Here is a 12,703-nt window from a genome sequence, read left to right as displayed (position 1 = left end):
GTAGCGATTGAATTGGTTCTCTACTTCTTCAAAAAATTGACTACATCTGGAAAGAAGCGCTTTTCCTCTTCATATGCAGCGTGTCCGAAACCTGGATAGATGATTAATTTGCTACTTGGGATACTTGCAGCAATCTCTTCTGAAGTAGCTTCACCAACAACCTTATCGGAATCTCCACCAATAACTAATGTTGGGTACTCAATTCTATTTAATTGATCAGACACATCATGAGAAAGACAGGCTTGGGCTTGAATCAAGAAGCGCTTGAAGCTTTCAGGTTTGCCGATTCGAGTAATAATTGGAAAAAATGGACGATACCTTCTGAGTGTTTTTAAAGAATATGTTTTTTCCATAGTATCTTTCATTAGTAGTTGGTAGTTCTTTTCTTCTGCCAGCTTGATCCAGTGACGGATTGTCTTTTCCATTGTTGGCGTAACCTTTGACGTAGAAACACCGATTATTAATTTAGCGACACTCTCAGGATAGTCAATTGCAAGCTGCTGTGCGATCATTCCACCTTGAGAAATCCCCATCAAATAGACATCGCTTAAACCTAGCTGTTGCAATGCGAGAGCTTGATCTTTGGCCATTTCTTTTATGGAATAAGGTGCCTTTAAATTGTTCTTTCGGCTGAAGACATAGACTCTAAAATGAGGGATCAGTTTTCGAAAATAGAAAGCCAAATTTAAAGACTGTCTATGAACAGTCTTTAACCCATCAGACAATCCTGGTAACACAATCAAGGGTTGCTCTCCTTTTCCAAAAGCCACATAAGTCATCGTTTCATTAGCAATTTTTACATTGTTTTCTTGAAGTGATTGAAGCATCAATATTCCCACTCTCTTTTTTGAATGATGATTTCCGTTCAGTACAGGTTTCGTTAATGATTTTTGTTGCTAGTTAATTACCGACAATTTTTATGATTGATGAATTATCTTTCTACTATTTCATTAGTCTTCTACTATATTTTTGAAACCGACTTTTGCAATTAAGGACACAAAGACCAGCAATAGCGTTATAAAAAGTAAAGGTAAAAACAATTGGGTTTCAAACGTATCCAATAATTTTCCATAAAGCAGTTGCCCCAACGGCAAGCTGCACTGAGCGGCAGCCATAATGATCGCCATTACTTTTCCTAACTGTGCATTTGGTGTTTTCCGTTGAACCTTACTGATTAGAAAAATCGACAAGATCGAGATCAGCATCGAAATGGGGATCGCTCCAGACATCAATATCAGAAAAGGCCAAAGGTTTCCTGTGGACAAAACGATTGGTAAAACAGCTGCCATGATCGGTAAGATTAAAACACTCAGTCCCAGTAACCAGAGATACACATTTGCAAAACGCAATTTTTTAGTAAAAAATCCAATTGTCAACGCCCCGAATACCATGGCAAGTCCAATCAATCCATTCCCCAATCCATACATCGCTTCTGAACTGTTCATCACCAGCCGTAAAATTGCCGGAACAGCTACGACCAGCAACGGTGTCACCAGCATATTCAGTGCCGCAGCTAGCAAAACTGATTTATAAATGAACGGTTCTTTCCTCACATAGATAAAGCCTTCTTTTAAATCATTTATTATCACCTTTGCCAAATTCCCCTCCATCGTGCCTTTTTCAAACGGAATGTGGATAAACAATTCCATCACTGCTGACAGAAAAAAGGCGATGAAGCTAATGAAAATCAGACGATCAATTGGTAAGTAGCCATACAATAAACTTCCCAAAATCGGTGCTAGCACACTCCCTAATGATTGTACGGCGCTAACAATTCCATTTGCCTTTTCTATTTTTTGCTCCGCAACCAATAACGGGATGCTGGCTGAAACAGTGGGATTATACATCGCACTGATGAAAGATAAACAGGTCATAATCAATCCAATTAGCAGAATAGAATTGTTTCCTCTCCATAGCAAGAAAAATAAAACAAACGCAATTCCACTACTGGTAAAATCATAAATCACCATCAAGTTTCGTCGATTGAACCGATCTGCAATGGCGCCCCCGAACGGCCCCGCTATTAAAGGTATGCTGGAAACTGCTAATAATGTGGCAAAAATATCTGCTCTTCCTGTTTGATCCAGTACAAACAACGACAAGGCAAAGCGCAGCAATGCCGAACCCATAATTGAAACGACTTGGCCTAAAACCATCAAGGTAAAATTTCTCGGTGCTGGAATTATTTGTGGTATCTGTTGTTGCTTTAAAAGTTCTGGTTTGATTTGTTTCTCCTCCATGTATGTTTCCAACCTCTCTTTTTTAACTATGAATAGCAGTATTTAAAAACATCACTCCAACAAACAGACTGACTGTTTGTTTTTATAATTTTAGTATTCTTTTGATGGTGTGTCAATCATTATTTGAAACAAAAACTGTTCAAACGTATAAAATCAACGTTTGAACAGTTTTTCTGGTTTCTATTCTTTTGGTTTAAATATTGCTTTGAATTTTTGAATATCCTCTTCGTCGATCAACGGAACCTCTAATTTTTGCAATAGCAGGTAAAGAAAGTCGAAACGATTGCATATTTCAGTGTACTCTCTTTTGATAATCGTGGGATCCAACCAAATTTCTACAGTAAATAAAAGCGTTTCACTTAATGCTTCTGGATAATCGCAGGTATATTCGCCATTTTCTATTCCTTGCTTCACAATTTTTGTTACCTGAGGAGCTACACGATCATTGAGATTGCGAACACTTTCTAATAAAGCAAAGGGAACTTTTTCAACCCAAGAGGCTTGTGCCAATTGACGATGCATGTAGTCATCCCCACTATTCACAATGATTTTTGTAATCTTTTCCTTGGCTGAAAGTGTCTTATCAGCGACAAGCTCTGTTAAGAAATCATTGGTTTGTGCATAAATTTCAGTCATCAAACTGCGTAAGATCTCTTCTTTACTCTTAAAATGGTGGTACATGGCCCCTCTTGAAAGACCAGACAGTTCAATAATATCTTGCGTGGAGGTGGCGTCATATCCCTTTGATGCGAACAATGAAAAAGCAGCTTGAATAATCTTGGCCTTACTTTGCTTACTTTTTTCTTCCCTTTTCATTCGTTCCTCCTTCAGTTTTTCAAAAACAGATTCGTTGTATGTTTCATATGCTAGTCATTCTTGTGCTGTCTGTCAATGAAAAACTGACGCCAATTTTTTAAGCGATAAAAAAATCTATAAATATGGATCAGACCATACTTATAGATTTCTATTGTTTATCTTATTCTAGAAGCACCAAACCAAACTCTTTTGCATTTGACTCGCATACCCTTAACTTGAGTTTTAGCTATTTATTGCTTAAGAAAACCATGAATTTGACGAAGTTTAGCTAATGAAATATCGGTTGGTAAGGTACAATCTGCACCAATAATATATCTCTTACCATTAAACTCCTGTTGAATTCGGGTAAGTTCTGTTTGTATTTCCTTTTCGTCCCCTTCGACTAACACGCCCGATCGGTCATCGAAGCCACCTAAATAAACCTTGTTGCCAAAGATTTGATATGCCTCGTCAACGGAATAGTTGCTTTCATGCATCGCCCAATTGATGACATCGAAGGGGTAATCTTTGTAATTCTCTAGAACAGTTTCTTCTTTACAAATATGAAGGAAGGTAGAAAAATCTTCTTTCTTTTCCGCTTGTTTTAATAAGCTTTGTTCTGCCGGTCTCAAAGCTTCTTGTATAAAGTCATCGCTAAACTTATTTTTTTCTCCGCCTAAAGCTGCATAGTAGATACCTTGCACTCCTGAACTCATTGTCATTTCTAAAATATGCTGGGTGTTTTCTTCAATAATTTTCAGCCCGTCCATTACAGCCTGAGGATCACGCTGATAATGGTCGTTAATTAAGTCCGGGGAAACAGAATAACTATGACCTGAAGCATGAGATAAGGAAGCGATTAGACCATGAACTGTTCCCAGCAAGTAACAATCTTCTTCGTTGGCTTCTACAATTCGTCGTAAGATATCCGCTTGATCGGTAACCAGCTTGGAATCCTTGGAAAGCTTCGCAATATTTTTCCATTCATGAAGCTGCTCAATTTTTTGAGTGCTGCGCATCTCGTTTTCGTTCATGATCTTCAAGATATCTGTTTGGGTTTCATCTTTAAAAGCCAGATGGGCTGCTGCTTGTGCTTCTACTCCTTTAGAAATAACCTCTTTAGGAAAATGCAGCCAAAATCCCATTGGAGGCTGATCAGGTGCTGTTCCTCTTAACACGCAATTTACTCGTTCAATTTTCTTCATTTTCTTCTCCTTCAAGCGCTTGCTGAATGTCTGACCACAAATCTTCTGCGTCTTCTATCCCGCAGGACAACCTTACCAGCTGTTTCGTCACTCCGGCTTTTAAACGATCTTCTTCAGTCATACAGGCATGGGACATCGTCCAAGGATAGGATAAAATACTCTCCACCCCACCTAGGCTTACTGCTACGATTGGAATTTTTACCTGCTGAAATAACCGCTGAACCTGCTGTTCTGTATTCAGTTCAAAGGATAAAACGGCCCCTCCGCTCGTCGCCTGTTTAAAATGCTGCAAATGATCGAGATGATTTTCTAATCCTGGATAATGCACAGCCTTCACATTAGATAAGGTTTGCAATTTTTGGGCTAGAATTAATGCATTGCGGCTAGCCTGCTTCATTCGTACTGTTAATGTTTTTATTCCTCTTAGCAGAAGCCAAGCTTCCTCAATTCCAGGAATTGATCCGATAATTTTTTGATTTTTATGCAGCTTTTCTTTGAGTACATTGTCATTAGTTACCGCAAAGCCCATAACTAAGTCACTATGTCCGCCTAAAAACTTCGTGGCACTGTGAATAACAATATCTGCACCGAGTGTCAAAGGCTGCTGATAGTAGGGTGTCATGAAGGTATTGTCGCAGACGGTCAAAAGCTTATGTGTTTTAGCAATTTCACAGACCTTCTGAATATTCGTGACTGTCAATAAGGGATTCGAGGGGGTTTCTAAATAGAACAGCTTGGTATTCGGACGGATTGCCTGCTCCCAAGCTAAAGGATTTCGCTCGTCAACAAAGGTATAGGTGACTTCAAATCTACTTAACAGTTCTGTTAAAAGTTGGAAAGTACCACCGTAAATATTTCCTCCTAAAACCAAGTGATCACCCGCACTTAGAAGCAGCAGTGAAGCCGTTATAGCTGCCATGCCAGAGGAAAATGCAATCCCGTACTGCGCATCTTCTAAGGTCGCGACTGCTTTTTCCGCCGCTTCCACAGTTGGGTTACCAAAGCGTGTATAGGTGTACTCCTGTTGTTTAGGAAAGTCTTTTTGGTGAAAAGTTGATGCTTGGTACTTAGGAATGGATGCTGCTCCAGTCGCAGAATCAACGACTGGGTAGCTATGGAGTACTTTGGTATCAAAGTTCATTTTTTCTCGCCTCTTCTATAACTATTTGAATCGCGTCTTTGTAAATCTGAATAAGCTTCTCTAAGTCAGAAATCTTCATGCGTTCATTCTTTCCATGAGCATAAGTTCTTGTGTCAGGAAATCTCGGACCAAAAGCAGCAAAATTGTCAAAGTAGCTGGCATACGTGCTGCCGCCCATATATATTGGCTCCGTCTGATCGGTTGGATCGTAACTACGATACAAGCCAATTAATTGGTCTGCTAAGTGTCTGTCCTTTACTAGATGGACATCCTTAGAAGTAAGAACCTTCATTGTCCAATCGGGGAAAAATTGTTGAAGCTTATGCAAAATCATTTCTTGAGTGAGTTTATTGTTGAAGCGTATATCTACTTCTACACGCCAATTGTTCTCTTTAAAATTGATTATGCCCGCATTAACTGTGGTGTTTCCAAAACGGCTTTCGGGACAGCTTAACTCTATATTTGTACCGTTTACCTCTGAAAGTTGTAACAAGTTATTCATCTTTTTTGAACGTGCGAGTGGGTCAATCGCCTTCATCAGCTGGAAAAAGGCATTCTTTCCTAATTCTGGTTTAGCGGCATGTGCGGAAATCCCTTGGCAATAAACTGTTCGATCTTCACAGCCACTTACAGCATTAAGATTAATCTTGTCTAAATCTTGTTTAGCTTTTACTTTAAGAATTGCTCGATCAGGTACAGAGTTAACCTGCTCACCGGTGACAACTTCATCGAGCCAGGGAATTGACTCCTTGGATTCCAACAGAAGATGCATCCGGCCCTTTTCACCTAAAACGATGGGGAACATCGCATCAGGTACAAAACCGGCAACGGGCTTTTCTTCCAGTAAAGTATATTGCTGGATACAGGCCATTCCAGTTTCTTCTTGGGCTCCAATAATAAGTCTTACACGTACGCCTGTTTCTTCAATTTTTTGTCTAAGTTCGTTTAGAAGTACAATCATTACTGCGGCGGGTCCCTTGTTATCATAGACACCTCTGCCAAAAAGAATCTGATCTTGCTCAACCAAAGTAAAGGGATCTGTAGTCCATCCATTACCAGGAGGAACAACATCAAGATGGATCGGGAAAGCAACTAATGGACCTTCATTACCTATTTGAACCCAACCAAGTGTGCTGCTTATTTTTTTCACTATGAAGCCGAATTCAGAGCAGTGTTTTAAAGTGAAATTCACTACGTCCTCTTGATCAGTAGTTTCACTCGTCGGATAGGATTGATACGACACAAATTGCTTCAAAAGATCGATCGTTTCTTGTAAAAGTGTCACTGTCACACGCCCCTTCTAGAATAATCGAATAAGTGACCCTACTAAACTGAAGATAATTAAGATCCACAAAAGCTTTGAAGCATTCCATTTCTTGGCGGTCATTCCCCAATAAACAAAGAATACTAATACTAAAGGCAACAATCCTGGCGCAATTTTGTCCAGTGTCTCCTGCAGGCTGATCTCCTTGCCGGAAATATTCAGCGAGACAGTTGTGGAAAGGGAGACCATTGCTGCTGATAAGGCGCCCATCATAAACATTCCTAAAATGCTTCCGCCTTTAATAATGCTGTTGACCAAACCACCTTGTAAAACTTTTACAATCGATCCCCGGCCAAGTTTGTAGCCATAGTGAAAGAAGAAATACCCTTCAAAGAAGTTGATAATGCACCAGAAAACTATAAAGAATGCACCAATCACGTTCCCTTCTGCTGCAAAGGAGGCTCCCAGTGCTGAAAAAATTGCTAAAAATGTTCCTGCATCAATTGCATCGCCAATACCTGCCATCGGACCCATCAATCCCGTTTTGAAATCGGTAATTACTTCATCAGGGATCCGTTCCCCCTGAGCCTTTTGTTCCTCCATCGCCAAAACGCTGCCGTGAATCAATCCTCCCCAGATAGCTTGGGTGTTGAAAAATCCAAGATGCCGTTTCAGTGCTGCCTTCAAGTCCTCTTCTTCTGGATAAAGCTTTTTCAATACTGGTGCAAAAGAGGCCCCTACTGCTAAAGCCTGCATCCGCTCGAAGCTGTTAGACAGTTCTGCTGTCCACCACCATCTTAGATAGGTCTTAGTTACATCCTTCTTTGTTAGCAATCTTTTTTTTTCTTCAGTATTTTCCATTTTATGCGCCCTCCGTTCCAACATTACTGCCGATAGTCATCATTAATGCCAAACACGTTCCAAAAATAGCAGCTCCCATGATTGGAAGTTCAAAATATTTAACCAAGAAGAAACCTGCGATGAACAGTGGAATATATTGCTTTTTACCAATCATAAAAATAGTTGTCGCAAATCCTAACGCCGGCAGCACGCCACCCATTACCGTTAAACCATTCATTACCCATTCCGGGATAACCTTTAAAATTTTATCTACTAAATCTGACCCATAAAAATTCACTAGAAAAATGATTGGAAATCTTAGGAAGAAACCAAAAATAAGTGAGTAGGTCGTTGCACAGCGCCAAACACCCTTAATGTTCCCAGCTTCTGCATAATCATCGGCTTTATGAACCAGAAAAGCATTCCCAGTACGTCGGATATTGTTGATGAAGACGCCGATGATTCCCATCGGTACCGCGATACTTACGGCCACCTCGGTAGAAACTCCCGTTTGAAGGACAATTGGAATGGCGATTAAAGCGGCTAATGATTTGTCTGATGGGATATTCCCACCAGCAGCGACCATTCCTAGATAGATTACTTCAATTCCAGCTCCTGTTATTAGCCCTGTAGTAACATCTCCCCAAAAAAGTCCTAGTGCAAAACCAATAAACGTCGGTGATTTAAGAATTGGATAAAGTGTGTACCCGGCGATACTGGCTGCTATCCAATACCATAAAGCGGTGAAAAGAGCTAACATTACTGTAGATTGCATAGAAATCTCCCCCTAAAATTTATTCTTTATTTCATCAAACGCCATCGCAGCTTCCTCTGGTACAATCTGAGCAACTACTTCTGTTCCGCTGTTTGTCAGTTCTTCTAGGAAATCGACCTCCTCTTTTAGTAGTGATACTGCTGAGATGACCTTTGTCCGTCCTTGCTCATAGGGAACACCACCTAATTGGAGTTGTTTCAGTATTAATCCATTGTTGACAGCTTTGTTTACTGAAGAAATATTTTTGAACAATAAAAACAGCTGATCGTTGGCATATTCTCCATTGGTTAGTCGTTTAACGATTTCTTGCGTATCAATAATTTCTACTTTTACACCTTCTGGAGCTGCCATGGCGTATATATCTGCCATAAATGGATCTTTTCCTAACGTATCATCAACGATCACGATCTTGTTTGCATTGACTAATTTCATCCATTTGGTAATGACCTGTCCATGAATCAGGCGGTGATCCACGCGAGCGAATTTAATTTCTTCCATAGTTGATTCCTCCATTTGAAATTGGTTGAATGTTTCGATTATATTTTCGTAGTCTTTACTACAATCACTCATTAAATCAAGCAACAAACGCAGTGATAAATCCGTGTATACTTTTCCGCCTAAATCTAGACCTAAGCGGATAGAGATTTTATACGTAGTGCTGCCGTGCAAATCACTGATAATAATCAGCTCTGCTTTGCCAGCAAGCTCTTGCTTCATTTGTTTCAAAAGCTGTTCATGATCCATATCGGCATTAAGTGAATAATGCAGCAGTTCGTCCTTCGTTCCAAAATGTGCTTTGACATCCGCAATCAAACAGCTCCCCCAAGTTCCGTGTGTCAGCAATACGATTGTTTTCATAATCGGAGCTCCTCAATTATTTTTTTTAAATCTATGGCTTGTTCATCTGGGACCATTTGATAATATACGTAGACTTCTTTATCAATTAGCTGTTGGAGATCAGAGATTTCTTTGCGCGTTAAAAAGAGATTGTTGAATAATTTAATTTTTCCAATACCAGAAGCCATTCTACCGATATTCAAGCGATCAATTGATCGATTCGCGATAAATGAGCAAGCAGTTTGGATGTCCTTAAAGAGAATCATCAAGGCTTCCTGCGTCTCTTGAGAAATACGATCCATCTCCGTACTCCGCAGAATTTCAATTTCACAATTTTTGGGTTTTGACATCAGGATCATCTGCTTTTCGATCAAATCAGAAGCTGTGCTGGTATCTACTACAATAATTTTTTCGATGTTCTTTTCATTTGTCCATTTGAATAGGACTTGACCGTGAACAAGTCGGTCATCACAACGAATAAATGGCATCTATTCCACTCTTTTCTATGGATTGACTTCAACCACACTATTGATTCCTGTTTGTTTGCAATGCTGTGTTAGCTCGTCTAATCCCATTGATTCCCGCATCATTGCACCCTCCACTATCATGGATAAATTTAAACCGGACAGCAGCTTGAAATTCCGTCTTTGTTTTAAGGTTACCGAGCAAACATTAAACGGTGAGCCTCCAACCAAATCCACTAATACGATGACGCCTTCGCCTTGATTCAGACTCTCCAAAGCGTTCTCTACCTCGTCCTTCAAATTTGAAATGCTGTCATCTCTGTTTAGAGAAATAGTCTGGCAATTGGAAATGGGACCAATAATCAGTTCGGCACTCCTTTTTATTTCTTCTCCAAATTCTCCGTGGGTTACTAAGAGAATCCCTATCATGACATCCCCTCCTCTTACTCTTTTAAAAGCAAGTTGTATGCCAACTTTTCTTTTCCTTGTGGCTAACGGCTTTGATCAGCACAAACAACCCACTAAACTTTCAATTTAGCTACTGAAAGTTTAGTGGGTTGTATTGTGGGTTGATTTTATACGCTCTTACTCACTCAATTGATTTACTGGGTCATACAAAAATAATTGTTCTGGAAATTCGTAAACAAAGATATCCGCAACATTGATTAATTCCTTTTTGGGGACCTCAATTCCGAAAAATTCATTTACAATCGAGTAGTGCTTTTCAAGCAGCTTAATTAAGGAGGAAGTCGCTTGATAATTGGCCTCAGGTATTTCTTGGACACTTGAGTCAACAAGAACCTTTTCAATCATGCAGCCATTATGGAAGATAAACTTCAATAGAAATTCATCCGTAATCTCAATTTTTAGATCCGCAGCAATTACCTCCAAAACCGATTTGAAAAGCAAGAATACTTTTTTGCTGTCCAAGAAAACGAGTATTTTTTTCATACGTTGAATCATCATTGTTTCGAAATAACGGAAATCATCCGTAGGTTCAAAGCTTTCTTGTATCGTTTGCCAGTGTCGTGACATGATCGAAAGTAGTGATTGAACCAACTCTTCTAATGACAGCTTACGGCTAAGGGATAACTTGGCTGCTTCCAGAATTAGCGGTGTACTTGCCATGTCTATAACACGAACGCTCATTCCTAGCTCATCGTTTAACTTTTGCTCGAAGGATTTAATTGACCCCATATCGGCCATGATCAGTACCCCAAGTCCATTGTCTAATTCACGAACCATTTCTTTTGTTCGCTCGTAGGCGTCTTGGACTTTTTCCTCCAGTCTCATATCGATCGCCTTCACACTGGTAATGCCTAAAAGTGAATTCACCGTGTCTGCAATACTAGAAGCGGTGTTCTCCCCATGCATAACCACTAATAAAGAGATATGCGGCCGGTCAGAATATTGAATCAACTGCTTCAATAGCCGATCAACGATTTTAATATCCAACTCCGTTAAGGAAAGTTCTAAACCATTTTTCGTTTGATAAACGATTTGCTTGGTCGCCATGGAAATTTCTCCTGGCTGCTCTAGAAGGTCTTCTATATCCTCCTCTTCAAGGGTTGTCGAGGCATTTTTCCAAACAATCGTTAGATGATAAGCAATTATTTTACAATAAAGCTCCAAATTCTCTTGATCTACAAAGCTAGCTAGAGCTTGCTTCACTGAGTCCAAAATGTCGCCGTCAATAAACATGTTTTTTACTACTGCATCTTTACTCAGGATTTCTTGATTCACTTTTTTCATCATTTTTCCCGTGTATTCGGAAATTACCGCCTGTGCTTCATCCTCATAAGCAGCTACGCTGTTCGCTTTATTCATTAATAAAAAATTCTCTTTAATTCGCTGGTAGACTTCCTGTTCATTTTTCTCGAAGGCAAAAGGCTGTGTGTGTTTCTCTTTCTTGAACAGTAAACTCTCTGGCAAATTATATGCAAGGCTTCGTTGATCCTCAATGCCATCTAAGTGCTGAGCTATATTCATGGGTAGATGACGAATTTCAATCGATACCTCACTGGACCCATTTTTTATAGTATCAACAAAGGCATTGGCACAGGAGAACTGAAAATCACTTTTCAATTGTCCGATATTTCCCTCAAACTGATAATTTAATAATAAACTCAGCACTTCCTGAGTGATTCGAATATCGCGACTGATTCTGCGACTTTCTTCACCAGCAAAGCGTGTAATGAAGGCCATCTTCTCTTCCCAGCTTCTTTGATACAACGGAGGTAAATGAATATGAACAGGTATACGTCTTAAAAAGGTGTTCAGCATCACCTCAGAAGGCTGCTCAGTAGTAGCCATAATCAGACGAACATTCGTCTCATAATCGTTCTCAACTTCTCCTAATTTTCGATAAATACCTTTGTCCATTAAATAAAACAACATTTCTTGTCCTTTGGCACTCAAGCGATGCACTTCATCCAGAAATAGAAAGCCATTGTTCGCTGCTTCAACTAGACCTTTGGTGTCTTCTGCTGCCCCTGTGAAAGAGCCTTTTTTATGACCAAAAAGATGAGATAACAGTAATTGTTGATTATCAGCGAAATCCGCACAGTTAAAGGTAATGAACGGTGCCTTCTCAGGAACTTTCCCCTCATTCAACGCATACAGATACATTTTTTCGGCAAATAAAGATTTTCCTACTCCAGTTTCTCCAGTAATCAAAGTAGTTAATCCATTTACCGGATATAAAATTGCTGCTTGGGCTTTCTTTACTGCTTCTCTCAATGAACCAGTTTCACCAACTAAGTCGAAAAAGCCCGAATCCTGTGTCCGTTTTTCCTTAAATAGAATTTTTTGCAGCTGCTCTAAAGATGAAAATGAACTATCCTCAATCTTAAAATGATAATGATCTTCTAGCGTTTGCTTATCAATAAACAATACGGGTCTTCTATTTATTTTGATAACCCTTTGTTCAGCTACTAAGCGATTCAAATCTTTACTGACATTTGCTCGATCTAAGCCTAATTCGTCCGCAATCTCAGTTGATGTACTCCCTTTGATTTCTATTCCAAATAGAGCCAGCTGCTTACGTGAAGCATCGATTAATTGCTGATGCACAAGATCCATTCTTTTCATTAAAGTCACCACCCTATTCTCATTTTTACGACTTCCCCAAATCGTTTATTCC

12 protein-coding genes are annotated in these 12,703 nt (G+C 39.6%); all 12 read right to left on the bottom strand.

Going from position 1 to position 12,703, the window contains the following annotated elements:
• Positions 1–20: 20 nt before the first annotated feature.
• Positions 21–827 carry an alpha/beta fold hydrolase gene (locus IGI49_RS04115; protein ID WP_429963472.1) on the bottom strand — a complete coding sequence of 269 codons (807 nt, stop codon included), beginning with the start codon at positions 825–827 and terminating at the stop codon, positions 21–23.
• Positions 828–950: 123 nt separating this feature from the next.
• Positions 951–2,240, bottom strand: a complete 1,290-nt coding sequence (locus IGI49_RS04110; RefSeq protein ID WP_429963471.1) for an MFS transporter — start codon at positions 2,238–2,240, stop codon at positions 951–953.
• A gap of 180 nt (positions 2,241–2,420) precedes the next feature.
• Complete coding sequence (locus tag IGI49_RS04105) at positions 2,421–3,056, bottom strand: TetR/AcrR family transcriptional regulator (RefSeq protein WP_429963470.1); 636 nt, start codon at positions 3,054–3,056, stop codon at positions 2,421–2,423.
• A gap of 230 nt (positions 3,057–3,286) precedes the next feature.
• A complete protein-coding gene (locus IGI49_RS04100; protein WP_429963469.1) occupies positions 3,287–4,240 on the bottom strand; it encodes a uroporphyrinogen decarboxylase family protein in 954 nt (317 codons plus the stop codon).
• Positions 4,227–5,381: a trans-sulfuration enzyme family protein gene (locus tag IGI49_RS04095; RefSeq protein WP_429963468.1), complete on the bottom strand. Its 1,155-nt coding sequence runs from the start codon at positions 5,379–5,381 to the stop codon at positions 4,227–4,229. The genes IGI49_RS04100 and IGI49_RS04095 overlap by 14 nt, the downstream gene beginning before the upstream one ends.
• The gene (locus IGI49_RS04090) at positions 5,371–6,666 is read right to left on the bottom strand and encodes a Sapep family Mn(2+)-dependent dipeptidase (protein WP_429963467.1); all 1,296 of its coding nucleotides are present in this window, start codon (positions 6,664–6,666) and stop codon (positions 5,371–5,373) included. Before IGI49_RS04090 ends, IGI49_RS04095 begins: the two co-directional genes overlap by 11 nt.
• 15 nt (positions 6,667–6,681) lie before the next feature.
• Positions 6,682–7,506 carry a PTS system mannose/fructose/sorbose family transporter subunit IID gene (locus tag IGI49_RS04085; RefSeq protein ID WP_429963466.1) on the bottom strand — a complete coding sequence of 275 codons (825 nt, stop codon included), beginning with the start codon at positions 7,504–7,506 and terminating at the stop codon, positions 6,682–6,684.
• Between the two features lies 1 nt (position 7,507).
• Complete coding sequence (locus IGI49_RS04080; RefSeq protein ID WP_429963465.1) at positions 7,508–8,260, bottom strand: PTS mannose/fructose/sorbose/N-acetylgalactosamine transporter subunit IIC; 753 nt, start codon at positions 8,258–8,260, stop codon at positions 7,508–7,510.
• 12 nt (positions 8,261–8,272) lie between these two features.
• Positions 8,273–9,118: a PTS sugar transporter subunit IIB gene (locus tag IGI49_RS04075; RefSeq protein WP_429963464.1), complete on the bottom strand. Its 846-nt coding sequence runs from the start codon at positions 9,116–9,118 to the stop codon at positions 8,273–8,275.
• Complete coding sequence (locus IGI49_RS04070; RefSeq protein WP_429963463.1) at positions 9,115–9,585, bottom strand: PTS system mannose/fructose/N-acetylgalactosamine-transporter subunit IIB; 471 nt, start codon at positions 9,583–9,585, stop codon at positions 9,115–9,117. Before IGI49_RS04070 ends, IGI49_RS04075 begins: the two co-directional genes overlap by 4 nt.
• Before the next feature lie 15 nt (positions 9,586–9,600).
• Positions 9,601–9,990: a PTS sugar transporter subunit IIA gene (locus tag IGI49_RS04065; protein WP_429963462.1), complete on the bottom strand. Its 390-nt coding sequence runs from the start codon at positions 9,988–9,990 to the stop codon at positions 9,601–9,603.
• A 156-nt stretch (positions 9,991–10,146) separates the two neighbouring features.
• A complete protein-coding gene (locus IGI49_RS04060) occupies positions 10,147–12,651 on the bottom strand; it encodes a sigma 54-interacting transcriptional regulator (protein ID WP_429963461.1) in 2,505 nt (834 codons plus the stop codon).
• Positions 12,652–12,703 lie beyond the last annotated feature (52 nt).

The sequence above is a fragment of the Enterococcus sp. AZ071 genome (genome assembly GCF_050499065.1).
In the GTDB taxonomy this organism is placed as follows: Bacteria; Bacillota; Bacilli; order Lactobacillales; family Enterococcaceae; genus Enterococcus_A; species Enterococcus_A ferrettii.
This window is presented reverse-complemented; position numbering and strand designations above follow the sequence as displayed.

Bases quoted from the DNA above. Each gene is read 5' to 3' on its own strand.
- IGI49_RS04105 (WP_429963470.1), bottom strand. From the start codon at position 3,056: ATGAAAAGGGAAGAAAAAAGTAAGCAAAGTAAGGCCAAGATTATTCAA.
- IGI49_RS04065 (WP_429963462.1), bottom strand. From the start codon at position 9,990: ATGATAGGGATTCTCTTAGTAACCCACGGAGAATTTGGAGAAGAAATA.
- IGI49_RS04085 (WP_429963466.1), bottom strand. From the start codon at position 7,506: ATGGAAAATACTGAAGAAAAAAAAAGATTGCTAACAAAGAAGGATGTA.
- IGI49_RS04060 (WP_429963461.1), bottom strand. From the start codon at position 12,651: ATGAAAAGAATGGATCTTGTGCATCAGCAATTAATCGATGCTTCACGT.
- IGI49_RS04110 (WP_429963471.1), bottom strand. From the start codon at position 2,240: ATGGAGGAGAAACAAATCAAACCAGAACTTTTAAAGCAACAACAGATA.
- IGI49_RS04080 (WP_429963465.1), bottom strand. From the start codon at position 8,260: ATGCAATCTACAGTAATGTTAGCTCTTTTCACCGCTTTATGGTATTGG.
- IGI49_RS04095 (WP_429963468.1), bottom strand. From the start codon at position 5,381: ATGAACTTTGATACCAAAGTACTCCATAGCTACCCAGTCGTTGATTCT.
- IGI49_RS04115 (WP_429963472.1), bottom strand. From the start codon at position 827: ATGCTTCAATCACTTCAAGAAAACAATGTAAAAATTGCTAATGAAACG.
- IGI49_RS04075 (WP_429963464.1), bottom strand. From the start codon at position 9,118: ATGAAAACAATCGTATTGCTGACACACGGAACTTGGGGGAGCTGTTTG.
- IGI49_RS04070 (WP_429963463.1), bottom strand. From the start codon at position 9,585: ATGCCATTTATTCGTTGTGATGACCGACTTGTTCACGGTCAAGTCCTA.
- IGI49_RS04100 (WP_429963469.1), bottom strand. From the start codon at position 4,240: ATGAAGAAAATTGAACGAGTAAATTGCGTGTTAAGAGGAACAGCACCT.